The sequence below is a fragment of the Streptomyces sp. NPDC052236 genome (genome assembly GCF_044548015.1).
Classification (GTDB): Bacteria; Actinomycetota; Actinomycetes; order Streptomycetales; family Streptomycetaceae; genus Streptomyces.
The window spans coordinates 188224-212444 of sequence record NZ_JBIUBL010000005.1; the positions used below are offsets into that span (position 1 = coordinate 188224).

Sequence of the window (24221 nt, forward strand, 5' to 3'; positions counted from 1 at the left end):
CCCCATGAATATCTGCGTCTTCCTCTCCGCCGCCGATCTCGACGATCGCTACACCCGCCCCGCCCGCGAATTCGCCGAGCTGATCGGCAAAGGCGGGCACACCCTGGTCTGGGGCGGTTCGAACGTCGGGCTGATGAAGGTCGTCGCGGACGGCGTGCAGGAGGCGGGCGGCCGGCTGGTCGGCGTGTCCGTGGACTTTCTCTCGGCCAAGGTGCGGGACGGCGCCGACGAGATGGTGGTCGCCAGGAACCTCGCCGAGCGCAAGGCGGAGCTGATCGCCCGCGCCGACGCGGTCGTGATCATGGTCGGGGGTACGGGGACGCTGGACGAGGCCACCGAGATCCTGGAGCTGAAGAAGCACGGTATCCACACCAAGCCGGTGGTGCTGCTCAACACCGCCGGGTTCTACGACGGGCTGAAGCAGCAGTTCCGCCGGATGGACGAGGAGGGCTTCCTGCCGCTGCCCCTGACTGATCTCGTGTTTTTCGCGGAGGACGGGGTCGCGGCCCTCGCGTATCTGGAGGAGTCCGCAGGCGTGCGGTAGCGAGGCGCGCGGTAGTGCGAGCATGGCCCTATGGCTACACATTTGATCACTGGAGCAGGTTCCGGCATCGGCGCGGCCGTCGCGCGCCGGCTGCACGAGCGCGGCGACGACCTCGTGCTGCTGGCGCGCAACGCCGGGCGCGCCAAGGAACTCGCCGCCCGGTACGAGGGCGCCCGTACGCTCGTCGCCGACCTGGCCGACCCGGACCGTATCTCCTGGGCCCTGGGCCAGCAGCCCATGCCGGACCGCCTGGACTCCCTCCTGCACATCGCGGGCGTGGTCGACCTCGGCCCGATCATCGAGCTGCGCCCCAAGACCTGGCATCAGCAGCTCAACGCCAATCTGATCTCTCCCGCCGAACTGACCCGGCTCTTCCTGCCCCAACTACGGGCCGCTCGCGGGCATGTGCTCTTCGTCAACTCCGGCGCGGGGATGAACGCCCATGCCCAATGGGGCGCGTACGCAGCGTCCAAGCACGGCCTCAAGGCGCTCGCCGACGCGCTGCGCCATGAAGAGCATGGCAATGGCGTACGCGTGACCTCGGTCTATCCGGGGCGTACCGCCAGCCCGATGCAGGTCAAGGTGCACTCGCAGGAGGGCAAGGAGTACGACGAGTCCCGCTGGATCCACCCGGATTCGGTCGCGACGACGATCCTGACGGCGATCGACCTGCCGCGTGACGCGGAGATCAACGACCTGACGGTGCGGCCGGGGCGGTAGGGCGGGGCGGTAAGGCCTGGTCAGCCGACCAGCGGGACTACCCTGCCTGAGTGAGCGACAACAGCGGCAACAGCGACAAGAGCGAGTTCCAGTGGGGCCCCGCCACCGGCATCGGGTCCATGCCCGGCGGCGACGCGCGCGAGGCCGCCAAGACCGTCATCGGCTCCTTCGGTGACTTTCCGTATCTGGCGGAGCTGCCCGCCCGCGGGCCCGGCGCCGACATGACCGGGCGCACCATCGGGATGCTGGTCGAGGTGTACGCGCACGTCGAGCCCAGTGGCTGGCGCGTCAGCGACCGGCCGGGCCGCGACACCCGCCGCGCCCGCTCCTGGCTCGGCGAGGACCTCGACGCGCTGGAGGAGTTCACCCAGGGTTACGAGGGCCCGCTGAAGGTCCAGGCGGTGGGGCCGTGGACCCTCGCGGCCGGCCTTGAGCGGCGCGGCGGCGAGGCGGCGCTCGGCGACCCGGGCGCCGTACGGGACCTGGCGGCCTCGCTCACGGAGGGGCTGCGCGCCCATCTCGCGGACGTACGCCGCCGGGTGCCGGGCGCGCAGGTGGTGCTCCAGCTCGATGAGCCGTCGCTCACCGCCGTACTGCGCGGGCACGTCAGGACCGCCAGCGGGTACCGCACCTACCGGGCGGTGGACCGTCAGCTGGTCGAATCCACGCTGCGGGACGTGATCGGGGGCGTGACCGAGGTCAGTGAGGGGCCCGTCATCGTCCACTCCTGCGCGCCGGACGTGCCGATCGAGCTGCTGCGCCGGGCAGGGGCCTCGGGCATCTCGCTCGATTTCGCTCTGCTCACCGAGCGTGACGAAGAGTCGATCGGTGAGGCGGTGGAGGGCGGTACGCAGCTGTTCGCCGGCATCGTGCCGGGTACCGACGCCCCATTGTCAGACCCTGCCGGTAGCGTCATGGGTGTCAGAACGCTGTGGCGCAGGCTGGGGCTGAATCCGGGGACTCTGAGCGAGTCCGTGGTGATCACCCCGTCGTGCGGGCTCGCGGGCGCTTCGCCCGCCTATGCCCGCGCGGCGCTCGCCCACTGCGTCCGGGCGGCGAGGTCACTCGCGGACAACCCTGAGTAACGGGTGCTTGGGATACGGGAGGACAGAACGATGGCTGGCGACGAACAGCAGACGGCACTGCCCGCCGACGTACGGGAGCAGCATGCCCAACTCGCCGAGCAGGTCGAGGAGCACCGCTTCCGGTACTACGTGAAGGACAGCCCGGTCGTCAGCGACGCGGAGTTCGACAAGCTGCTGCGCACGCTGGAAGCGCTGGAGGAGCAGTACCCCGGCCTGCGTACGCCCGATTCGCCGACCCAGAAGGTCGCCGGACAGTACGAAACAGAGCTCGCCAAGGTCGAGCACCGCGAGCGGATGCTGTCCCTCGACAACGCCTTCGACGAGGCCGAGCTGCTTGCCTGGGCCGAGCGGGTCGCCAAGGACGTGGGTTCCCCGGACTACCACTTCCTGTGCGAGTTGAAGGTCGACGGCCTCGCCGTGAACCTGACGTACGAGAAGGGGCTGCTGACGCGCGCGGCCACCCGCGGCGACGGCCGGGTCGGCGAGGACATCACTCCGAACGTCCGTACGATCGCCGATATCCCGAACCGACTCAAGGGCGACCGCATCCCGGATCTCGTCGAGGTCCGCGGCGAGGTCTATTTCCCGATGGACAAGTTCCAGAAGCTGAACGCCCGGCGGGTGGCGGCCGGGGAGCAGCCGTACGCCAACCCGCGCAACTCCGCGTCCGGCTCGCTGCGCCAGAAGGACCCCAAGGTCACCGCGACGCTGCCGCTGCACATGGTGGTGCACGGCATCGGCGCACGTCAGGGCTTCGACATAGAGCGCCTCTCGCAGGCGTATGACCTGCTGCGCGAATGGGGCCTGCCGACCGCCCAGCACTACAAGGTGGTCGACTCGCTGGAGGGCGTACGGGAGTTCATCGCCTACTTCGGCGAGCACCGCCATTCCATGGAGCACGAGATCGACGGCGTGGTCGTCAAGCTGGACGAGATCCGGCTGCAGGGGCGGCTCGGCTCCACCGCGCGGGCACCGCGCTGGGCGATCGCGTGGAAGTACGCCCCCGAAGAGGTCAACACCAAGCTGGTCAACATCCGCGTGGGCGTGGGCCGTACGGGCAGAGTCACGCCGTACGCCCAGGTCGAGCCGGTCACGGTGGCGGGTTCCGAGGTCGAGTTCGCCACCCTGCACAACCAGGACGTGGTCAAGGCCAAGGGTGTGCTCATCGGCGACACGGTGGTGCTGCGCAAGGCCGGTGACGTCATCCCGGAGATCCTCGGGCCGGTTGTGGATCTGAGGGACGGCAGCGAGCGGGAGTTCGTGATGCCCGCGGAGTGTCCCGAGTGCGGGACGGCGCTGCGGCCCATGAAGGAGGGCGACGTCGATCTGCGCTGTCCCAACAGCCGCTCCTGCCCGGCCCAGTTGCGTGAGCGCCTCTTCTATCTCGCCGGCCGCAAGTCGCTGGACATTGACAACTTCGGCTATGTGGCGGCGACCGCGCTCACCCAGCCGCTGGAGCCGTCGACGCCGCCGCTGACCGACGAGGGCGATCTCTTCAACCTCACGCCGGAACAGCTGCTGCCGATCAAGGCGTACGTCCTCGACCAGGACAGCGGACTGCCGAAGCGCGATCCGAAGACGGGCGAGGAGAAGGTCGTCACGGTCTTCGCCAACCAGGAGGGCGAGCTCAAGAAGAACGCCGCGGCGATGCTGGAGAGCATCGAGGCGGCCAAGCGGCGCCCGCTGGCCAGGTTCCTCACGGGACTGTCCATCCGTCATGTCGGCCCGGTGGCGGCCGAGGCGCTGGCCCGGGAATTCCGCTCGATCGAGCGGATCGAGCAGGCCTCGGTGGAAGAACTGCTGGCGGTGGACGGCGTCGCTGAGACCACTGCGGCCACCCTCAAACAGTGGTTCGAGGAGGACTGGCACCGCGAGATCCTGCGCAAGTGGCGGGCGGCGGGCGTCCGGATGGAGGACGAGGACGCAGGTAAGGACGCAGGGCCGGGTCCGCTGGCGGGACTCACCGTCGTCGTGACCGGAACTCTCCAGAACTACACCAGGGATGGCGCAAAAGAGGCCCTCCAGAGCCTCGGAGCGAAAGTGGCCGGTTCCGTTTCGAAGAAAACAGCCTTCGTTGTGGTCGGCGAGAACCCCGGCTCGAAGTACGACAAGGCAATGCAGCTGAAGGTTCCGGTGCTGGATGAGCAGGGCTTCACCGTACTGCTCGAACAGGGGCCTGACGCGGCGCGTGAGGCCGCTGTGCCCGCGGAGGCGTGACGGGACGTGAAAGTGGGGGGCGTGCGCGGGGCTTGGAAGGGGCTTGCGCGGAGGGCTGCAGGGGGCGTGCGGGGCTGGTTTCGGACGCGGGAATCAGCCTCTCAACGACCGGTACAGGTCACCCGTTCAGCGCATACCAGATGGATAAGGGTGGCCGGGTCGCATTCGGGCAAGAGCTGTAGAGCGCTGCCCGTCGGAGCCTGCTGCGGCCTACTGTTGAGACGTGCGCCTGTCGTGCACGGCTGCGTAGTGGGTTTTCAGTCGTGGTGGCATGACAACGCGAGCCATCGCGAGGCATCGGCACTGCCGGCTGTGAGAGGGACGGGAATGAAACCGACCGAGAGCGCCGCCCCGGTCTCACGGCCGCGTGGATGGGCGGCCTTTACGGGCATGAGTTCGAGCCTGCCCGCGGCCATTGGAGTGATCGCCGCGGCGGTGCTCGCCGCCGGAATCGTAGGGACCGTGCGCGCGGGCAACGCGCTCTTCCCCACCTCCACGGTGGGCTGGGCGCTCGCTGTCCTCACCGGGATCGTCGTAGGCCACCTTGTCGCGCTGGGCCGTGACCGCTGGTGGGGCGGCACCGGTTCCGGCGCCGCGCTCACGCTCGCCGTGCTCCTGCTGTTCGGCTGGGTGCCGGCCGGTCTGGTGAGTCTGGCCGTCGTCGTCCTGGTGGGAGCTGCCCGCAGGCACCGCTGGCGCCAGGGCGTCCTGCACGGTGCCATCGACATACTGGGCATCGGCGGCGCCGCGCTCGTCCTCGCGGTGTTCGGGGTGATGCCCACCGTCGAGGAGCCCTGGAACCCCCTGGAGTGGGACGTCGAGGCCGGGCCTCAAGTGATCCTGGCGGCCACCGCCTATCTCGCGGTCACCCGGCTGCTCCTCTGGTACGCGCTGGCGCCGCCGGGCGGCGGGCTGCCCACCGCCGCCCGTACGGCCGTGCTGAGGCAGGGGCTTGTCGCTGTCGCCCTGCTCGGCATCGCTCCGCTGATCTGCGTGGTCGCCACCGCCCTGCCGCTGCTGCTGCCCCTGTTCGCGGTCCCGCTGATCGCCCTGGACTCCACGCTCTGGATAGCCAGGGCGAGGGCCGAGGAGCAACTGCGCGACCCGCTCACCGGGCTGCCCAACCGTCAGTGGCTGCTGGAGCGGACCTGGGCCGCGCTGGAGGACGCCGAGGGCAGCGGGGCGCGATCCGCTCTCGTACTGATAGACCTCGACCGGTTCCGGTCGGTCAATGACACACTCGGCCACCTCGCGGGCGACCGGCTGCTCCTCCAGATAGCCGACCGGCTGCGCCTGGCCCTGCCTCGCGGGGCCGAGGCCGCGCGCCTCGGCGGCGACGAGTTCGCCGTACTGCTCCCGACAGCCGACTCCACCACCAGCGCCCAGCGCGTGGCCCGCCATCTGGTGGCCGAGCTGTCCTCGCCGCTCGACCTGGACGGGCTCACGCTGGTGCTGGAGGCGAGCGCCGGTGTCGCCGTCTTCCCCGACCACGCGCTGGACGCGGAGGGGCTGCTGCGCCGCGCGGATGTTGCGATGTACCAGGCCAAGCGGGACCGTACGGGCGTCGAGGTGTACGAGTCCAAGCGCGACCGCAACACCCCGGACCGGCTCGGCCTGCTGGGCGACCTGCGGCGCGCGCTGGACGCCGGTGACGTGGAGCTGCACTACCAGCCCAAGGTGGGCTTCGACGGCCATGTCGCGGGCCTGGAGGCCCTGGTCCGCTGGGTCCACCCGGAGCGAGGGCGGGTCCCTCCGGACGAGTTCATCGCGATTGCCGAGTCCTCGGGCCTGATGCCGCATCTGACCGAGTACGTACTGGACACGGCCCTCGCGCAGGTCGCCAGGTGGCGCGCGCAGGGCCTGAACGTCCCGGTCGCGGTGAACGTCTCGCCGCGCGACGTCCACACCCCCGGCTTCGCCGGTTCCGTCGCGGCGCGCCTCGCCCGCCATGGTGTGCCGCCGTGCTCCCTTCAGCTGGAGATAACCGAGCATGTCCTCCTGGAGGACCCGCAGCGCGCCGCGGACACCCTCGCCGGGCTCACCGACCACGGCGTGCGGATGTCCCTGGACGACTTCGGCACGGGCTACTCCTCGCTGGTGCACCTGCGCCGCCTCCCGGTGAGCGAGCTCAAGATCGACCGTTCCTTCGTGGCCCGGCTCGCCATAGACAACGAGGACGCGGAGATCGTCCGCTGCACGGTGGACCTGGCCCACTCGCTGGGCCTGCTGGTGGTCGCGGAGGGCGTCGAGGACGACGAGACGTGGGAGCGGCTGCGGGACCTGGGCTGCGACGCCGTGCAGGGCTGGCTGGTCGCGGCGGCGATGCCGCCGCAGGAGACGACCGCGTGGCTGCGCGCCAGGGGCGAGCGAGGCTGGCACCGCCCGGCGCGGCTGCCGGCGGGCTCGGAGGCGGACGAGCCCCCAGGGCCAGGTGCTGAACTGACGGCGCTGAACTGACGGCGCTGACGGCGGACGGGTCCGGGGAGCGGGCGAGACGGGTTCGCGGCCCAGCCCGGAGGGTCCCGGTGCCGGATGCGACGCCCGCCCCGAGGCCGGGGCACGGGTCCCGAAGCCCTTGCGTGGCCCCCTTCGAAGCCAAGGCGGAGCTGGATCTGAGGCCAGGCACAGGCTCTGGTCGGACAGATCCGAAGAGGTGCGCAGGCCAGTCGCTGCGTGGCGGGGCGCAGGCCCGTCCGAGGCGGGATCCCAGGCCAGTGAGCAGGATCCCGCCCTGTTGTGGCGAATTCCAGGCCAGTGCGCAGGCCCCCGCAGGGTCGTGGCGGAACCCAGGACAGGGCGTACGGCTCGGTTGGGCCCGGCCTGGCGGGATCCCCGTCCGGAGTGTCCGGGGCCGGAACGGAAGCCCCTCCGAAGCCACGGCGGATCCGGTGCGAGGCCAGGGCGTAGGCCCCGGTCCGGGCAGCCATCTGCACACGGTGCACGCTCCTCGGGGGGCGTTCCGGGCCTGGGGCAGGCTGGTCAAGGCGGGGGCGGGCCGGAACCCAGGCCTTGTCCGGGGTGGGGCCAGAGAGGGGCCGAAGCCCGGGCGCACGACCGGGTCGGGGCCGGGTCGGGGCCGAGCCGGGGCCGGGCTCGGCACGGTAGGAGGCCCGCCCGAGGCCGGGTCCCAGGCCTGATCGGAAGCCTGTTCCGAAGCACCCTCCGCAGCCACGGCGGAGCCGGGTTCCAGGCCCGGGGGAGCCGGGGCGGCGGCCCTCGCGGCGGCCCCTCGGGAATCCGTTTAGTGGCCGGAGGCCCGCGCCCCATAGGATTGGGCTCAAACCACACACTCTCACCCTGAGGATCGCTGCATGCCTGGCATCACGCGCGAGGAGGTCGCCCACCTCGCCCGGCTGGCACGTCTGGAACTGTCCGGCGACGAGCTCGACCATTTCGCCGGACAGCTCGGCGACATCATCGGCGCGGTCGCCCGCGTCTCCGAAGTCGCCGACCAAGACGTGCCCCCGACCTCCCACCCGCTGCCGCTGACCAACGTCATGCGCGCGGACGAGGTCCGTCCGTCGCTCACCCCCGAGCAGGCGCTCTCCGGAGCCCCTGCCCAGGAGCAGCAGCGTTTCAAGGTGCCGCAGATCCTGGGGGAGGACTAATCACCATGACGGCCATCAGCAACAACGAGAGCTGCATCAGGCTCACCGCCGCCGAGATCGCCGAGAAGATCGCCACAGGCGAGCTCACCGCCGTCGAGGTCACCGAGGCCCACCTGGCCAGGATTGAGGCCGTCGACGAGAAGGTGCACGCCTTCCTGCACGTCGACCGCGAGGGCGCGCTCGCCCAGGCGCGCGCAGTCGACGCCAAGCGCGCCGCGGGCGAAAAGCTCGGCCCGCTGGCCGGCGTACCCCTCGCGATGAAGGACATCTTCACCACGCAGACCATGCCGACCACGGTCGGTTCCAAGATCCTTGAGGGCTGGATCCCGCCGTACGACGCGACGGTGACCAAGAGGCTCAGGGCCGCGGACGTGATCATCCTCGGCAAGACCAACATGGACGAGTTCGCCATGGGGTCCTCCACCGAGAACAGCGCGTACGGCCCGACGGGCAACCCGTGGGACCTGACCAGGGTCCCCGGCGGTTCCGGCGGCGGTTCCAGCGCCGCCCTCGCCTCGTACCAGGCGCCGCTCGCCATGGGCACGGACACCGGCGGTTCCATCCGCCAGCCCGCCGCCGTCACCGGCACGGTCGGCGTCAAGCCCACCTACGGCGGCGTCTCCCGTTACGGCATGGTCGCGTTCTCGTCCTCCCTCGACCAGGGCGGGCCCTGCGCCCGTACGGTCCTGGACGCGGCGCTCCTGCACGAGGTCATCGCCGGCCACGACGAGCTGGACTCCACGTCCATCGACGCCCCGGTCCCGCCGGTGGTCGAGGCCGCGCGCAACGGCTCGGTGGCCGGGATGCGCGTCGGCGTCGTCAAGCAGTTCTCCGGCGAGGGTTACCAGGCCGGTGTCGTCCAGCGCTTCACCGAATCGGTCGAGCTGCTGAAGTCGCTCGGTGCGACGATTGTCGAGCTGGACTGCCCGTCCTTCGACCTCGCCCTGTCGGCGTACTACCTGATCGCGCCGTCCGAGTGCTCGTCCAACCTCGCCCGCTTCGACGCCATGCGCTACGGCCTGCGCGTCGGCGACGACGGCACCAGGTCCGCCGAGGACGTCACCGCGCTGACCCGCGAGGCGGGCTTCGGCGCCGAGGTCAAGCGCCGCGTCATCCTCGGTACGTACGCGCTGAGCTCCGGCTACTACGACGCGTACTACGGCTCCGCCCAGAAGGTGCGGACGCTGATCACCCGGGACTTCGAGAAGGCCTTCGAGCAGGTCGACGTGATCGTTTCGCCGACCACGCCGACCACTGCCTTCCCGATCGGCGAGCGCGCCGACGACCCGGTCGCGATGTACCTCGCCGACCTGTGCACCATCCCCACCAACCTGGCCGGCAACGCCGCGATGTCGCTGCCTTGCGGGCTCGCGCCGGAGGACGGCCTGCCGGTCGGCCTCCAGATCATCGCTCCCGCCATGAAGGACGACCGGCTCTACAAGGTCGGAGCCGCGGTCGAGGCCGCCTTCGTGGAAAAGTGGGGCCATCCGCTGCTTGAGGAGGCTCCGTCGCTGTGAGCACGCTGGCCAAGGCCAAGGGCTTCAAGAAGTCCAAGACCGGTACGTATCTGTCCATCGGCACCACCGCCTTCGGTGCGATCAGCGTCTTCAAGCAGGCCAGGAAGGCCCGCGACGAGGGCGACACGCTCCGGCTGATCGACGCCGCCGTATCCGCTGCCGCCATCGTCACCGGCCTGGCTCTGCTCTACCGCGAGCTGAAGCGCCTGGGCGACGACGACGTCCTGCTGGGCTGAGAGGGAAAGTTTCACCGTGACCGTCACTGAACTGGTGTCGTACGAAGACGCCCTCGCCGCCTACGATCCCGTCATGGGCCTTGAGGTCCATGTCGAGCTCGGCACCAAGACCAAGATGTTCTGCGGCTGCTCGACGGAGCTGGGCGCGCCGCCCAACTCGCAGACCTGCCCCACCTGCCTCGGCATGCCCGGCTCGCTGCCGGTCATGAACCGCATCGGTGTCGAGTCGGCCATCAAGATCGGCCTCGCGCTGCACTGCGAAATCGCCGAATGGTGCCGCTTCGCCCGGAAGAACTATTTCTATCCGGACATGCCGAAGAACTTCCAGACCTCCCAGTACGACGAGCCGATCGCCTTCAACGGCTATCTGGACGTCCAGCTGGAGGACGGCGAGATCTTCCGCGTGGAGATAGAGCGCGCCCACATGGAGGAGGACACCGGCAAGTCGCTGCACGTCGGCGGCGCGACCGGCCGTATCCACGGCGCGTCCCACTCCCTGCTCGACTACAACCGCGCGGGCATCCCGCTCATCGAGATCGTCACCAAGCCGATCGAGGGCGCGGGCGCGCGCGCGCCGGAGGTCGCCAAGGCGTACGTCGCCGAGCTGCGCGAGCTCATCAAGGCGCTCGGCGTGTCCGAGGCGCGGATGGAGCAGGGGCAGATGCGGTGCGACGTGAACCTGTCGCTGCGCCCGTACGGCCGGGAGAAGTTCGGCACGCGCTCCGAGACGAAGAACGTCAACTCGCTGCGCTCGGTCGAGCGGGCCTGCCGTTACGAGATCCAGCGCCACGCCGCGATGCTGAACGCCGGCGGCACGATCATCCAGGAAACCCGCCACTTCCACGAGGACGACGGCTCCACGACGTCCGGCCGGGTGAAGGAAGAGGCCGAGGACTACCGGTACTTCCCGGAGCCCGACCTGGTACCGGTCGCGCCGACCCGCGAGTGGGTCGAGGAGCTGCGGGCGACACTGCCGGAGCCGCCGCGGGTGCGTCGTAACCGGCTGCGTGAGCAGTGGGGCGTCTCCGAGCACGACATGCAGTCGATCCTCAACGCGGGCGCGGTCGATCTGATCGTCGCCACGATCGAGGCGGGCGCGGACGCGGCCGCCTCGCGCAAGTGGTGGATGGGCGAGCTGGCCCGCCGCGCCAACGAGGACGCCACGGACCTGACGGCGCTGCCGATCACGCCGGAGCAGGTCGCCCGGGTCGCGTCGCTCGTCGCGGCCGGCGACCTGAACGACAAGCTGGCCCGGCAGGTCATCGAGGGCGTACTCGCGGGCGAGGGCGACCCGGACACGGTCGTCGAGAAGCGCGGCCTCAAGGTCGTCTCGGACGAGGGCGCGCTGGGCGCGGCCGTCGACGAGGCGATCGCGGGCAACGCGGCGATCGCCGACAAGATCCGCGGCGGCAAGGTCGCGGCGGTGGGCGCGCTGGTGGGCGCGGTCATGAAGACGACCCGCGGTCAGGCGGACGCGGCGCGCGTCAAGGAGCTGATCCTGCAGAAGCTCGGCGCGGAGGGCTGACGCGGAACCGGGTCACCCGGGCGTATTGAGGAGGCGGCTCGCATGTGGGTGGTGCGGGCCGCCTCTTCGGCGTCCTGGGGGGCCTGCCGGGTGGGGCTGAGTGCGGGTTGCGGTGGTGCGGGCGGCATGGCGACCTGGCGGCGGGTCGTGCGGGTTGCCGCCCATGGCGGGTGCGGCGCTGACCGGGGAGCTGTGGGGCTGCCTCTGGCGGTTTGCCAGGGAAACCGACTACCGGGAGCAACCACCAATGCCCCGGCCCACGCCCACCCGATGCCGGTTGGCAGCTGCTCGCAGGAGAGTGTGTACGAGGTCGAGTTAGCTCGATCGTGTGATGGTTGGCTCGCGGGCTTGCGGCACCGTGGGTCGACCGGTCTGACGTGATCGTGCGGTCTGGGACGCCGGGTGCGGTGCCGGTGTGCGGTGCCGGTGTGCGGGGCCCCGCTCCACCAGAGGATGGTTCGGGGCCTCCCCGGTTGCCTCTGGCCGTACCCACGTCGCCAGGTCGCGCAGGGCAGTGTCCATGAGCGGCCTCCGGCCGCGTGGGCCTCCCGGGCTCGGACCACGCACAGGATGCGTGTCGCCGCCCTGGGGTTGAGTACGCCGGGGACCAGTGCGCCCAAGACCGTTCGGGGCGTGCGGCTGCATCGGCGCACGGCGGCGCATCCCGCATCAGTGGCGCGGGCCGCCGCTCAGTGGCGTATGCCCAGGCCCGGCAGCCACAGTTCGCCCCGGTCCTTGCAGCTGACGTCGCGCGCTCGTAGCTCCTCCGGCTCCCTTGTGCCGCGTGCCCGCAGTTCCGTCACCGCCAGCCGCGCCACCGCCGACACCTCCGCCCGCTCCGGCTCCGGGAATTCCGTCTGCCACCAGCCCCGGTCGCGGGAGTGCCAGCCGCGCGCTCGCATCAGCTCGGCCCGCTCCGGGCTGTCCTCGGCGTCCCGGTCGTCGACCGAGATGTACAGGCCGTCCCCCAAGGCGTACGAGATGAGCAGCTGCCGGCCACGATCCGCCGCGCTGGTCACGCTGAAGCTCGCCCAGTCGCCCCCGACCTGCACCGGAAGCTGCTCCACCCATGCCACGAGCAGCGCCTCCAGCGCACCCTGGAAGTGTTCGAGGCTGGACGCCGGCCGGGCGCCGGGGCGCTCGGTCGGGCGCTCGCCCGGGCCGCTGCGGTCCAACTGCCAGACGAAGGGCAGGAAACCGAAATCGTACGGCTCGTCAGCCGACCACGCGCCGCCCCACTCGAAGATCCGGCGCTCCTCGCCCTCCAGCGCCTCGGTGCCGTGGACCGAGAGCTGCGCACGCAGGCGGTCCCCGGCCAGCAGCACCAGCCTTCTGCCGTCCCGCCAGCGGACATTGGGGCCTTCCACCGAACCGCCGTAGAGCGTCGGCTGCCCGATCCCGGCCACAATCGCGTCGTACACGACCCGGAACCTTTCCCGCCGGTCCCTGAGCGATGCGCCGGGGTCATACGCGAACACCTGGACCGGGGCCCGGCCGAAATAGGGATCAGGCGTGTCATGGAAGGCGCGGGCAAACGCCGCCGCGCCGCCGGGCGTCAGCATCGACTCGTGGGTCCCCGCCGTGTATTCCATGGCACCCATCGTGCCAGCCGCTACCGACAACCCCCGCCGCACACAGGGGAATTTACCGTTCCGGCATCACCCGCCGAAGGGCGGAACAGGCCCTGCTGCCCCTCCGTCCTGGGCCGGCTTCATCGCTGTGAGTAACCCCACGAAAGGTACAAAAGATCATCATTGGCTGCCAGAGTGTCTTATACAGGTACTGAGTTCTTTGCGGGCTGTTCCCGGTCAAAGATCCACGACCACCAGGGAGCAACTCCGTTGGCAGCCATCGCGCGGTGGTGCATCACGCACCGACTCGGAGCCCTTCTGCTCTGGCTGCTCACCTTCGGCGGCGTCGCCGCAGCGGCAATCGTCGCAGGAACGGCGTACTCCAACGACTACGCGGTCCCGGGCACCGAATCCGGTCGCGCCACCGCTCTCCTGGAGGAGGGCTTCCACGACCAGGGCGGCGACAGCGGCACCATCGTCTGGCACACGGCCACGGCCACGCCCACCGGCACCCGGGCCGACGGCGGCACGGACACCGGCACCGGCACCGGCGCTGTCCGCGCCGCAGGCGTCCAGCAGCGCATGTCCCAGATGCTCCGCGACGTCGCCAGACTCGACGGCATCGCCTCCGTCACCAGCCCGTACGGCAGCGAATCCACCAGCGCCAGCGCCAGCGCCAGCGCCGGCGCCGACACCAGCGCCACCGGTCAGATCAGCGCGGACGGCCACACCGCCTACGCCACCGTCACCTTCGACCAGCAGGCCGACGCCATCCCCCTGGCCCAGGCCGAGGCACTCGTCACCACCGCGAAGGCCGCCGAGACCGACGGGATCGAGGTCGAACTCGGCGGCAGTGCCGTCGCGCTCACCCAAGCGCCGGGCACGCATATGGCCGAGATCGTCGGGGTGGCCATCGCCGCCCTCGTGCTCTTCCTCGCCTTCGGATCGCTCGCCGCGAGCATCCTGCCCATCGCCACCGCCCTCGTGTCCGTCGGCACGGCGTACGCGGGCATCGTGCTCCTCGGGCATGTGATGACCGTCGCCGACTTCGCGCCGATGCTCGGCATGCTGATCGGGCTCGGCGTCGGCATCGACTACGCGCTGTTCATTGTCACCCGGCACCGCAAGGGCCTGCGGCGCGGACTGCCCGTCGCCGAGGCGGCCACAGAAGCCGTCGCCACCACCGGTCGTGCCGTCGTCTTCGCGGGCGCCACCGTCTGCATCGCCCTCCTCGGCATGCTCATCCTGCGCCTCGGATTCCTCAACGGCGTCGCGATAGCCGCCTGCCTCACCGTCGTACTCACAGTGGCCGCGTCCGTCACCCTGTTGCCCGCGCTGTTGTCCTTCATCGGGATGCGGGCGCTCAGCGGGCGCGAACGCCGTCAGCTGATCGAACACGGCCCGCAGCCCGAGCTGCCGGCCGGCTTCGCCGCCCGCTGGTCCGCCTTCGTGGAACGGCACCCGAAGCTGCTGGGAGCCGTCGCCGCGGCGGTCATGCTGGTGCTGGCCGTGCCCACATTCTCCCTCCACCTCGGTACCTCGGACCAGGGCAACGGCCCCGCCCTGTCCACTACTCGCCAGGCGTACGACCTGATGCGGGACGGCTTCGGCCCCGGCGTCAACGGGCCGTTGACCCTCGTCGCCCGCCTCGACGGCGCGGACGACCGGCTGGCGATGGACAGGCTGCCCGACGCCCTGCGAGGCGCCGAGGGCATCGAGTCCGTCGGCCCGGTCACGTACAACGGCAGCGGCGACACGGCGCTGCTCAGCGCCGTACCGGACTCCGCCCCCCAGTCGCGGTCCACCAGCGATCTGGTCGACCGGCTGCGCCAGGATGTCCTGCCCGCCGCCGCGGACGGCACCTCCCTGCGGGTGCGCGTCGGCGGAGTGACCGCGAGCTACGACGACTTCGCCGAGGTCATCATCGGCAAACTGCCCCTCTTCGTCGGCGTCGTCATCGCCCTCGGCTGTCTGCTCCTGCTGCTCGCCTTCCGCTCCATCGGCATACCGCTGAAGGCCGCCGTGATGAATGTGGCCGCTGTCGCCTCGTCCTTCGGGATCGTCGTCGCGGTCTTCCAGTGGGGCTGGGGGAGCGAACTGCTGGGGCTGGGCAGTGCGGGCCCGATAGAGCCCTTCCTGCCGGTCATCATGGTCTCCGTCCTCTTCGGGCTCTCCATGGACTATCAGGTCTTCCTGGTCAGCCGGATGTACGAGGAGTGGCTGGAGACCGGCGACAACCGGCGGGCGGTACGGGTCGGCCTCGCCGAGACCAGCCGCGTGATCAACTCCGCTGCCGTCATCATGATCTCGGTCTTCCTCGCCTTCGTACTCAGCGGTGACCGGGTCATCGCGATGTTCGGCATCGCGCTGGCGGCGGCCGTCGCCCTGGACGCGTTCGTCCTGCGTACGCTGCTCGTGCCCGCGCTGATGCACCTGCTGGGCGGCGCGAACTGGTGGCTGCCCCAGTGGCTCGACCGGTGGCTGCCGCGGATCAGCATCGAACCGCCCGAGCGCCGTACGCATGCGAAAATCCCGGAGCAGCGCGCGAGCGAAGACCGACAGCTCGTGCCGTAACCGGCCGGAGGACGATCGATGTTCGCGATATCGCTGGGGGACGACGGAGCGGAACTGCGCCCCCTGGAGCCGTGGCGGGCCGAGGAGTTCCTTGCCCATATGGACCGCGGGCGGGATTACATCGGCGAGTACGTCGGGCTTCCCTCTGTCACCTCGGACCTCGAATCGACGCGGGCGTTCCTCCAGGTGTACGCGGAGAAGCAGGCCGCGGACAGCGGTCGGCTGTACGGCATCTGGCTGGAGGGAAACCTCGTCGGCGGGGTGATGTTCCGGCTCTTCGACGCGGCCGCGGGCACCTGCGAGGCAGGCTGCTGGCTGGAGCCGTCCGTCGCGGGCCGCGGCCTGGTCACGCGCGCGTGCCGGGTGCTGATCGACTGGGCGGTCAACGAGCGAGGGATACACCGGGTGGAGTGGCAGGTGTCCTCGGAGAACACGGCGAGCATCAACGTCGCCAAGCGGCTGGGGATGACGCGGGACGGGGTGCTGCGCGAGAGCTACCCGTACCGAGGCGTACGGCAGAACACGGAGATCTGGTCGGTGCTGGCCCCGGAGTGGCGGCAAGGACAGGAGCGGGCGGGGACCGGTCGTTAAGACGACTCTCATACGGGCCACCTAGCGTGCGGCTCATGAACCGCAGTGAGACCAAAGAGACCACCGAAACGACCGAGACCCCGGAGACGACCGAGAAGGTAGCGGAGCCCACCGGATCCGCCGCGCCCGCCCCCGCGGCCGACGAACGCGACGCCGACGACGCCCTGGAGGCGGACGACGCGGAGGGTGACGCGGCGGACGATGCGTACGACACCGAAGACGACGACGCCGAGGAGCAGCCGCCGAGCGCCTCCGGTGGCCTGGGAACCGCCGCCTCGGCCGTCGTCGCGGCCGGTCTCGGCATCGTGGCGCTCAGCGGCAGCTGGGTCGGGAAGGTCGCCGCCGAGCGGGAGACACTGATGGGCCAGATCGAGACCTCGCAGGGCGGCACCCCCGCCCAGCAGATCTCCGCGATCTACGGCGACGCCTGGCACACCACGGCCCTGTTCAACGGCATCTTCGCGGTGCTCGCGCTGATCCTCGGCGGGGCCGTGCTCGCCTGGTCGCGGAAGGCCGAGGCCGGCTGGGTACGGGCCTTCGCCGTGGCCGGAGTCGTACTTGGATTCCTGGGGCTGATCGTCTCCATCGGCATGTACTTCGACCTGTTCCTCGGCCTGCCCAGCGCCGAAGCACCCGCCCCCTCCGGTTCGTAGGCCCTCCACCACGACAAACTCGCTGGCCTCTATGGGCCCGCGGGTGCTGCAATGTGCGAATGGATCATGACAAGGCACTCACCCTGTTCGACCACCAGATGCGACAGCACCCGCGAGGGGGCGAACGGGTCGACGACGTGGTCCGGCAGACCGGCACAGGAGGCGACTGGAACGGAGTCGTCTGGTCGGGACTCGACCACGACACCGCCGACGCGGCGATCGCCGGGCAGGTGCGTTTCTTCGCCTCCCTGGGATGCGACTTCGAGTGGAAGCTGTACGGCTACGACCGGCCCGACGACCTCGGCGCACGCCTGCGGGCGGCCGGTTTCACACCGGAGCCCGACGAGACGGTGATGGTCGCCGAGATCCGCGAACTGCCCACGCGGGCCGACCTCCCCGAGGGCGTCCGGCTGCTGTCGGTCACCGATCCGGCAGGCGTGGATCTCGTGGCCGACGTACATGAACAGGCCTTCGGCACGAGCAGCGCCCGGCTGCGCGAACAGCTCCTCGCGCAACTGGCGCAGAGCCCCGACACGGTCACGATGACCGTCGCGATGGTCGGTGACCTGCCCGTATGCGCGGCGCGGATGGAACTGCACCCGGGCACCGAGTTCGCCAGCCTGTGGGGCGGCGGCACCCTGGCCGCCTGGCGTGGCCGTGGCATCTACCGGGCCCTGATCGCCCACCGGGCCCGTATCGCCGCCGCGAACGGCTACCGCTTCCTGCAGGTCGACGCCTCCGACCAGAGCCGCCCGATCCTCCAGCGGCTCGGCTTCGTACCGCTCACCACCACCACTCCGTACGTGTACGAGCAGCGGCCCTGAGGCGACCACTCCCGGTCTGAGGCACTAGGGAGTAAGGCACTCGGGAGGTACGCCTACGCATCCGGGCGCGCCTCCTAAGGCCCCCGCCGCCGCGAAGATGCGGAACTCTCCCGATGCGGCGTGACCCCCTGGGAGACGAGAGTCGAGGCATCGCAAGACGCCGGGAAACACTCGTCACCAGGGAGTACCAGATGTTCGAGTACGAGATCCAGAAGTACCGCCGGGCCGACCTGCTCCGGGAGGCGGAGGCCCAGCGGCTCGTGCGGCAGGTGCGCCTGGCCCGCCGCGCCGCCAGACGGGCCGCCAAGGACTCGGGGGAGGGCCGGGTGAGCCAGGACAGCACCCGTTTCGCACGCGCCGCGTAGAGCCGGAAACCGGGCGTCGAGTGACCTGACGTGATGACGATCATCCCGATAAGAAGTGCCGCGTTGTCAGAGGGCCGTGCGATGCTCGGCGACATGGAAACCAGGTCCGTCAGCCCGGTGTTCGTCGGCCGCGCCGCCGAACTGGCCAGGCTCACCGATGCACTCACCCGCGCCGCCGCGGGAGAGCCGCAGGCACTGCTCATCGGCGGTGAGGCCGGGGTCGGCAAGACCCGTCTCGTGGAGGAGCTGCTCGCCGAGGCGTGCCGCCGCGAGGCCGTCGTCGCGGTCGGCGGCTGTGTCGAGATAGGCGCGGACGGGCTTCCGTTCGCGCCTATCTCGACCGCCCTGCGCGCCCTGCACCGACAGGTGCCGAAGGAGCTGGCCGCTGCCGCCGCGGGTCAGGAGGACGAGCTGGCGCGGCTGCTGCCCGAGCTGGGGGAAGCCGCCCGCCGGGACCACAGCCCGCACGACGAGGAAGGCATGGCGCGCCTCTTCGAGCTCACCGCGCGCCTGCTGGAGCGGATCGCCGCCGACCGTACGGTCGTCCTGGTTCTGGAGGACCTGCACTGGTCGGACGCCTCCACCCGCCACCTCCTCGCCTACCTCTTCCGCACCCTGCGCCGCGGGCGGCTGGTCGTGATCGCGACCTACCGCTCCGACGACGTGCACCGGCGCCACCCGCTGCGGCCCTTCCTCGCCGAGCTCGACCGCATGCGCACCGTCCAGCACATCGAGCTGACCCGCTTCAACCGCGGCGAGGTCCACTGCCAGATGGCCGGCATCTTCGCCGCCGAGCCGGAACCCGCATTGGTGGACCGCGTCTTCGAGCGCTCGGACGGCAATGCCTTCTTCGTCGAAGAGCTCGCCTGCGGCATGACCGGCGATTCCTCGACGGGGCTTCCCGACTCGCTGCGCGACATCCTTCTCGTACGGGTCGAGGCGCTGCCCGAAGACGCGCAGCGGGTGGTGCGGATCGTCGCGGAGGGCGGCTCGACCGTTGAGTACGGGCTGCTGTTTGCCGTCGCCGGGCTGAGCGAGGACGACCTCATCGAGGCGCTGCGGGCGGCGGTGGGCGCGAACATCCTGCTGGCCACGTCCGACGGCGACGGCTACCGCTTCCGGCACTCCCTCGCGCGCGAGGCCGTCAGCGACGACCTGCTGCCCGGCGAGCGCTCCCGGCTCAACCGGCGTTACGCACAGGCGCTGGAGTCCGATCCGTCCCTCGTCCGGGACGCGGAGCGCGCGGCGCGCCTCGCGACGTACTGGTACCACGCCCGCGACGCGGCCAAGGCGCTGCCCGCCGTGCTCAGCGCCTCCGTCGAGGCCCGGCGGCGGCACGCCTACGCCGAGCAGCTGCACCTGCTGGAGCGCGCGATGGAGCTCTGGGAGGAGGTGCCCGACGAGGTACGGGCGGCGCTGCGGCCCGTCGACCACGCGGAGGTCTACCCACCGTGCGGCTGCGATCCGGCCACCTCGCCGCTGGGCTATCTCGACCTGATGGCGGAGGCGTCCGTAGCGGGCCGCCTCTGCGGTGAGCGCGAGCGCGCTCTGAAGATAACGAAGCGGGCCCAGCGGCTCGCGGAGGCGGAGGACGACGCGCTGCGCGCCGCGTGGTTCTCGGTCCAGCGTTCCCGGCTGATCTGCTCGCTGGGGCGTGGCAACGGCTGGGCGGAGCTGGGGAGGGCGCAGGAACTGGTGCGCGGACTGCCGCCGTCCGCTGTCCACGCGGAGGTGCTGGCGGAGGCGGCAGGCTGGGGCATGGTGCACGATCCCGGGCCGGGCAGCCTCGCGACGGCCGAGCGCGCGGTGGAGTACGCGCGCATGGTCGGCAAGGAGGACATCGAGCTGCGTGCCCGCCTCACGCTGGGCTGCCTGCTGGCCGACGCGGGCAACGTCGAGGGCGGGCTCGCGGAGATGTACGCCGTCAAAGAGCGGGTCATCGCACTCTGTCTGCCCGCACATGTGGGGCGGACGCATGTGAATCTGCCGTCCGTGCTGGAGGGGGCGGGCCGCTCCCAGGAATCGGTGGACGTCCTCACGGAGGGGATCGAACTCTCGCGTCACTACGGCCTGTTGGACACCGAGGCCTGGATCTCCTCCAACATGGTCGAGTCGTACGGGTCGCTCGGGCGGTGGGACGAGGCGTTCCAGATGGCGGAACGGGCCCTGCGTATCGCGCTGAGCCCCAAGCCGCGCGGATCTGCCACGACCTGGTCCGCCTTCCTGATACTCGCCCGGGGCGACGTGGCGAGGGCGGCCGAGCACGTGGAGACCGCACGCGCCCACTTCGGGCCGCACGACCCCGTACCGCAGAACACCCTTCCCCTGCACACCCTGGCGCTGAGCGTCGCCGCGGCGCAGGGGCGGGTGCTGGACGCGCGGGCGGAGTTCGAGCGCGCGGCGGCGGCGGGCTTCCCGCCGGGCACCCAGCGGTACGCGTGGCCGCTGCTGCGCGCCGCGGCCACGCTGGAGGCCGATACGCGGGGCCTGCCCGCCGCGGAACCGGGCCGCGCCGAGGCGCTGGAGCGGATCCGCAAGGCGAGCCGCGTTCTGGTCACGGCGGCGCCGGTGTGGATGGCGCACGAGCGCTGGGTCCGGGCGGAACTGCGACGGGCCGAGGGCGCGGGGGGCACGCAGACCGTGGCGGACTGGGCGGAGACCGGTGCGGCCTTTGCCCGGCTGGACCGCCCGTACGACCTGGCGAGGGTCCGCCACCGCTGGGCGGAGGCCCTGCTCGCCTCTGACCGGACCCAGGCCGCCGAGCTCCTGCGCCAGGCCCACACCACGGCCGAACACCTGGGCGCGCGCCCCCTCGCCGAGGACCTCGCCCTGCTCGCCCGGCGCGCCCGCATACCCCTGACCGACGCCCCGGCGCCGCCGCCCGCTGCCACGGCAGCTCCGGCGCTCGGCCTGACCCGCCGCGAGGAGGGCGTCCTGCGCCTGGTGGCGGCGGGCCGCAGCAACCGCCAGATCGCCGAGGAGCTCTACATCTCCCCGAAGACGGCGAGCGTCCACGTCTCCAACATCCTGGCCAAACTTGGCGTCTCGGGCCGCGGCGAGGCGGCGGCGACGGCCCACCGTCTGCGCCTCTTCCAACCCCCGGAGGAGGCGCCCCAGCAGACCCCGGCCTGACCCAGCCCCCAGAGGCAGCGGGGCGCTTCCCGGGGCCCCGGCCCGAGGGGCCTGCGCCCGCCCTCGCTGCGGAGTGCCCCCGTCGCCCGGGCGGCGGCTTCACGTCGTGAGCCGGCGCGCACGGGGTGGTGGCCGGGGGCTGCTCGGCCCCGCGGAGGCCCCGGCCCAACGGCGCCCTCGCGTCCAACGCCGCCCTCATGTCCGGCGGTGGCTCCGCGCCGTGGTCCCGGCGCGACGGGGTCGGGGCCGGAGGCCGCTCGGGTCCGGAGGCCGCTCGGGTCCGGTCTGCGCCCCCGCGCCCGTCGCGGCGGACGCCGCGGCACTCCAGGGAGCCGGCTCGTCCGCGCCCCACGGCCCACCCCCGGTTACCCGTTACGGCAGCCGCTCCTCCGCGGCGCGGACCGTGACCTTGCCCGAGTCCAGGTCTATGGGGCCGCGGCCGGGGTCGCTGTCACCCACGTCCGTTCTCGTCAGGGCCAGGCGGTTGTGTTCCTCTTCGGTGTGCTTGCGGCCCGGTGCGAAGAACTCCTCGAAGACGTTGAACACCAGCTGTCCACCCCTTCCGCCTCTGCTACCTCACCTCCAGCTGGAGGATCTTGTCGTCCCCCGCCTCGGGTGTGCCCCGTTTGTCCGTCTCGCTCGTGACAAGCCAGACCTTGTTGCCGCCTGCCGAGAGCACCGTACGCAAGCGGCCGTACGTCCCCTCCAGGAACGCCTGGGGCTCCGCCGAGGGTTCCCTCCCCGCCAGTGGGATGCGCCAGAGCCGCTCGCCCCTCAACGACGCCATCCAGATCGAGCCCCCGGCGTACGCGATACCGCTCGGCGAGGCCTCCGCCGTCCTCCACTGGGCCACCGGGTCGACGAAGCCGGACTTCCCGCCCCTGCCCTCGACCTCCGGCCAGCCGTAGTTTTTGCCCGGCTCGATCAGATTCAGCTCGTCCCAGGTGTTCTGGCCGAACTCCGCCGCCCACAGGCGCTTGTCGGCGTCCCAGGCGAGACCCTGCACATTGCGGTGGCCGTAGGAGTAGACGAGGGAGTCGGCCTCCGGGTTGCCGTGCACCGGCCGGCCGTCCGGGGTCATGCGCAGGATCTTGCCGCCCAGCGACTGCTTGTCCTGTGCCAGCCCCGTGTCACCCGTCTCGCCCGTGCCCGCGTAGAGCATCTTGTCCGGGCCGAACGCGATCCGCCCGCCGTTGTGGACGATGCCCTTGGGGATGCCCCTCAGTACCGTGTCCGGCGCGCCCAACTGCTGCCCGGCGGCCTTGTTCTCGTCGTACAGCATGCGGGCGATGCGGTTGTCCGACGCCGTGGTGAAGTACGCGTACACCTGGCGGTCCGAGGCGAATGACGGCGAGACGGCCAGGCCCAACAGGCCGCCCTCGCCCCCCGGGGAGACCCCTGGCACCGAGCCGATCACGGTCTTCTTGCCGCTCTCCCCGTCGACCCGGGTGATCGTCCCCTCGTCGCGCGACGCGACCAGCAGGTCGCCGTCGGACAGTGCGGCGGTGCCCCACGGCGACTCGAGCCCCTCGGTCAGCGTGGAGACCACCTTCACCGAGCCCTTCGCGGGCGGCCCCGTGGGACTCGGCGAGCCGCCCGGGGCCGAGACGGAGGCGGGGGGCGCCGGGGTGGACGAGGTCGGTCCCTTCCGGCCGGCCGCCGACTCATCGCCACCGGACGAGCACCCGGCCACGAAGAGAAGCGCGGCGGTGGCCAATACGGCCGTCACAGCAGGACGTTGCACAGATCTGATCCCTTCGACGGCTGCTTGAGCTGCCTGACTACTGTTCTTACACCGCGGAGTCCTTCCGGGTTCCCGATCTTCAGAGAAGAAACGCCGCCCTAATCAATCCCAGAGACTCAATCCCGGGGACTCAATCGCAGGGACTCAGTCCCAGGAACCGCGCGCCGGCGGCAGCCCCGATATCTCCGCCAAGTCGTACGCCGTCAGCGCCAGCCCCGCCGCGCCCGCGTTTTCCACCGCCCACTCGTCCCGCTTCGTCCCCGGCACCGCCACCACACTCCGCCCCCGCCCCAGCACCCACGCCAGCGCCACCTGCGCCGGAGTCGCCCCCGGACCGTGCCGTTCCGCGACCCGCCGCAGCCCCGCCACCACCGGCTGGTTCGCCGCCATCATCTCCGCCGTGAACCGCGGATGCCGCGCCCGTACGTCGTCCGGCTCGAACCCCTGTCCCGGCGTCAGCCGCCCCGTCAGGAACCCGTTCCCCAGCGGCATCGCCGCCAGGAACCCCACCCCCCGCGCCTCGCACCACGGCAACAGCCGCCCGAGCGCCTCCGGCGCCCACACGGACAGTTCGGCCTGCACCGCGCTCACCGGGAACACCTGCTGGACCCGCTCAAGCTGCCGGATCGTTCCTGCATGCAGATCCGCTCCAGGACCAGGACCAGGACCAGCTCCAGGACCAGCTGAAAGGCCGGCTCCAAGGCGGCCCCCAGACTGCGCCCCGGGGCGCGCCCCGTACGCCACCCGCCCGATCCGCCGCGCCGCCCGCGCCCCCACCGCACACATCCCCAGCGCCCGCACCTTCCCCGCCCCCACCAGCTCCGCCATCGCGCCCCACGTCTCCTCGACCGGTACCTCCGGATCCTCCCGGTGCAGTTGATAGAGGTCGATCGCCTCGATCTGCAGCCGCCGCAACGACGCGTCGCAGGCCCGCTTCACATACCCCGGCCGCCCATTGGCGACCACATGCTGATCGCCCACCAGCAGCCCCACCTTCGTCGATACGAAGGCGTCCGCCCGCCGCTGCTTCAGCACCCGGCCGAGCAGCAGCTCATTGGTGAACGGCCCGTACATGTCGGCGGTGTCCAGCAGGCTGGAGCCGGCGTCCAAGGCAGCGTGCACCGTACGGAGCGAGCGCTCCCCACGCTGCTGCGAGCCCGTGTACGCCCAGCTCATCGGCATACACCCGAGCCCAATAGCGCCCACTTCAAGGGCCGCCGCCCCGATTGTCCTGCGCTCCAACTCCCCGTACCTCTCCTCCGGCCGCTCCCCAAACTAGCCAATGCGGACCGCGGCCCTTCGCATAGCCTCCTGA

At 71.1% G+C, this 24221-nt stretch carries 19 protein-coding genes; 15 read left to right on the top strand and 4 right to left on the bottom strand.

What is annotated here, in order from left to right; all coding sequences use genetic code 11:
- The first annotated feature begins 4 nt into the window (after positions 1 to 4).
- From ACIHCQ_RS11385 to gatB, 9 genes are all read left to right on the top strand, one after another.
- Complete coding sequence (locus ACIHCQ_RS11385) at positions 5 to 544, top strand: TIGR00730 family Rossman fold protein (RefSeq protein WP_399660510.1); 540 nt, start codon at positions 5 to 7, stop codon at positions 542 to 544.
- Positions 545 to 574: 30 nt separating this feature from the next.
- Positions 575 to 1264 (top strand): SDR family oxidoreductase, encoded by a 690-nt coding sequence (locus tag ACIHCQ_RS11390; protein WP_399660513.1) that lies wholly within the window; start codon positions 575 to 577, stop codon positions 1262 to 1264.
- A gap of 50 nt (positions 1265 to 1314) precedes the next feature.
- Positions 1315 to 2349, top strand: a complete 1035-nt coding sequence (locus ACIHCQ_RS11395) for a methionine synthase (protein WP_399660515.1) — start codon at positions 1315 to 1317, stop codon at positions 2347 to 2349.
- A 30-nt stretch (positions 2350 to 2379) separates the two neighbouring features.
- Positions 2380 to 4566, top strand: a complete 2187-nt coding sequence (gene ligA, locus ACIHCQ_RS11400) for an NAD-dependent DNA ligase LigA (protein ID WP_399660517.1) — start codon at positions 2380 to 2382, stop codon at positions 4564 to 4566.
- A gap of 327 nt (positions 4567 to 4893) precedes the next feature.
- Positions 4894 to 7023, top strand: coding sequence for a putative bifunctional diguanylate cyclase/phosphodiesterase (locus ACIHCQ_RS11405; protein ID WP_399660520.1), 2130 nt, complete (start codon positions 4894 to 4896; stop codon positions 7021 to 7023).
- An 854-nt stretch (positions 7024 to 7877) separates the two neighbouring features.
- Positions 7878 to 8174: an Asp-tRNA(Asn)/Glu-tRNA(Gln) amidotransferase subunit GatC gene (gatC, locus tag ACIHCQ_RS11410; RefSeq protein WP_399660523.1), complete on the top strand. Its 297-nt coding sequence runs from the start codon at positions 7878 to 7880 to the stop codon at positions 8172 to 8174.
- 5 nt (positions 8175 to 8179) lie between these two features.
- On the top strand, positions 8180 to 9691 hold the full coding sequence (gene gatA / locus ACIHCQ_RS11415; RefSeq protein WP_399660526.1) for an Asp-tRNA(Asn)/Glu-tRNA(Gln) amidotransferase subunit GatA: 1512 nt from the start codon (positions 8180 to 8182) through the stop codon (positions 9689 to 9691).
- Positions 9688 to 9927, top strand: coding sequence for a hypothetical protein (locus tag ACIHCQ_RS11420; RefSeq protein WP_399660529.1), 240 nt, complete (start codon positions 9688 to 9690; stop codon positions 9925 to 9927). The genes gatA and ACIHCQ_RS11420 overlap by 4 nt, the downstream gene beginning before the upstream one ends.
- Before the next feature lie 16 nt (positions 9928 to 9943).
- Positions 9944 to 11452: an Asp-tRNA(Asn)/Glu-tRNA(Gln) amidotransferase subunit GatB gene (gene gatB / locus ACIHCQ_RS11425; protein ID WP_399660531.1), complete on the top strand. Its 1509-nt coding sequence runs from the start codon at positions 9944 to 9946 to the stop codon at positions 11450 to 11452.
- Between the two features lie 689 nt (positions 11453 to 12141).
- Here the strand turns inward: gatB and ACIHCQ_RS11430 are convergent.
- Positions 12142 to 13053 carry a hypothetical protein gene (locus ACIHCQ_RS11430; protein ID WP_399660534.1) on the bottom strand — a complete coding sequence of 304 codons (912 nt, stop codon included), beginning with the start codon at positions 13051 to 13053 and terminating at the stop codon, positions 12142 to 12144.
- Between the two features lie 240 nt (positions 13054 to 13293).
- Here ACIHCQ_RS11430 and ACIHCQ_RS11435 point away from each other — a divergent pair, with 240 nt between their 5' ends.
- The 6 genes from ACIHCQ_RS11435 to ACIHCQ_RS11460 all read left to right on the top strand — a co-directional run bounded on the left by ACIHCQ_RS11435 (position 13294) and on the right by ACIHCQ_RS11460 (position 21162).
- Entirely contained in the window at positions 13294 to 15597 is a 2304-nt protein-coding gene (locus ACIHCQ_RS11435) for an MMPL family transporter (protein WP_399660537.1), read from the top strand.
- 18 nt (positions 15598 to 15615) lie between these two features.
- Complete coding sequence (locus ACIHCQ_RS11440; protein WP_399660540.1) at positions 15616 to 16188, top strand: GNAT family N-acetyltransferase; 573 nt, start codon at positions 15616 to 15618, stop codon at positions 16186 to 16188.
- 35 nt (positions 16189 to 16223) lie between these two features.
- Positions 16224 to 16841 carry a hypothetical protein gene (locus ACIHCQ_RS11445; protein WP_399660543.1) on the top strand — a complete coding sequence of 206 codons (618 nt, stop codon included), beginning with the start codon at positions 16224 to 16226 and terminating at the stop codon, positions 16839 to 16841.
- Between the two features lie 59 nt (positions 16842 to 16900).
- Positions 16901 to 17665 (top strand): GNAT family N-acetyltransferase, encoded by a 765-nt coding sequence (locus tag ACIHCQ_RS11450; protein ID WP_399660546.1) that lies wholly within the window; start codon positions 16901 to 16903, stop codon positions 17663 to 17665.
- 191 nt (positions 17666 to 17856) lie between these two features.
- Positions 17857 to 18030 carry a hypothetical protein gene (locus ACIHCQ_RS11455; RefSeq protein ID WP_399660548.1) on the top strand — a complete coding sequence of 58 codons (174 nt, stop codon included), beginning with the start codon at positions 17857 to 17859 and terminating at the stop codon, positions 18028 to 18030.
- A gap of 81 nt (positions 18031 to 18111) precedes the next feature.
- Positions 18112 to 21162, top strand: coding sequence for an AAA family ATPase (locus ACIHCQ_RS11460; protein ID WP_399660888.1), 3051 nt, complete (start codon positions 18112 to 18114; stop codon positions 21160 to 21162).
- Between the two features lie 372 nt (positions 21163 to 21534).
- Here the strand turns inward: ACIHCQ_RS11460 and ACIHCQ_RS11465 are convergent, their stop codons facing one another.
- The 3 genes from ACIHCQ_RS11465 to ACIHCQ_RS11475 form a co-directional block, all read right to left on the bottom strand.
- Positions 21535 to 21708: a DUF6191 domain-containing protein gene (locus tag ACIHCQ_RS11465; protein ID WP_399660550.1), complete on the bottom strand. Its 174-nt coding sequence runs from the start codon at positions 21706 to 21708 to the stop codon at positions 21535 to 21537.
- 25 nt (positions 21709 to 21733) lie between these two features.
- Positions 21734 to 22891 (bottom strand): PQQ-dependent sugar dehydrogenase, encoded by a 1158-nt coding sequence (locus ACIHCQ_RS11470; RefSeq protein ID WP_399660552.1) that lies wholly within the window; start codon positions 22889 to 22891, stop codon positions 21734 to 21736.
- A 159-nt stretch (positions 22892 to 23050) separates the two neighbouring features.
- On the bottom strand, positions 23051 to 24148 hold the full coding sequence (locus ACIHCQ_RS11475) for an aldo/keto reductase (RefSeq protein WP_399660554.1): 1098 nt from the start codon (positions 24146 to 24148) through the stop codon (positions 23051 to 23053).
- Positions 24149 to 24221: the final 73 nt, after the last annotated feature.

Coding starts and splice junctions, on each gene's coding strand:
- ACIHCQ_RS11445 (WP_399660543.1), top strand. CDS start 16,224: ATGAACCGCAGTGAGACCAAAGAGACCACCGAAACGACCGAGACCCCG.
- ACIHCQ_RS11390 (WP_399660513.1), top strand. CDS start 575: ATGGCTACACATTTGATCACTGGAGCAGGTTCCGGCATCGGCGCGGCC.
- ACIHCQ_RS11440 (WP_399660540.1), top strand. CDS start 15,616: ATGTTCGCGATATCGCTGGGGGACGACGGAGCGGAACTGCGCCCCCTG.
- gatA (WP_399660526.1), top strand. CDS start 8,180: ATGACGGCCATCAGCAACAACGAGAGCTGCATCAGGCTCACCGCCGCC.
- gatC (WP_399660523.1), top strand. CDS start 7,878: ATGCCTGGCATCACGCGCGAGGAGGTCGCCCACCTCGCCCGGCTGGCA.
- ACIHCQ_RS11450 (WP_399660546.1), top strand. CDS start 16,901: ATGGATCATGACAAGGCACTCACCCTGTTCGACCACCAGATGCGACAG.
- ACIHCQ_RS11430 (WP_399660534.1), bottom strand. CDS start 13,053: ATGGGTGCCATGGAATACACGGCGGGGACCCACGAGTCGATGCTGACG.
- ACIHCQ_RS11385 (WP_399660510.1), top strand. CDS start 5: ATGAATATCTGCGTCTTCCTCTCCGCCGCCGATCTCGACGATCGCTAC.
- ACIHCQ_RS11460 (WP_399660888.1), top strand. CDS start 18,112: ATGCTCGGCGACATGGAAACCAGGTCCGTCAGCCCGGTGTTCGTCGGC.
- ACIHCQ_RS11405 (WP_399660520.1), top strand. CDS start 4,894: ATGAAACCGACCGAGAGCGCCGCCCCGGTCTCACGGCCGCGTGGATGG.
- ACIHCQ_RS11455 (WP_399660548.1), top strand. CDS start 17,857: ATGTTCGAGTACGAGATCCAGAAGTACCGCCGGGCCGACCTGCTCCGG.
- ligA (WP_399660517.1), top strand. CDS start 2,380: ATGGCTGGCGACGAACAGCAGACGGCACTGCCCGCCGACGTACGGGAG.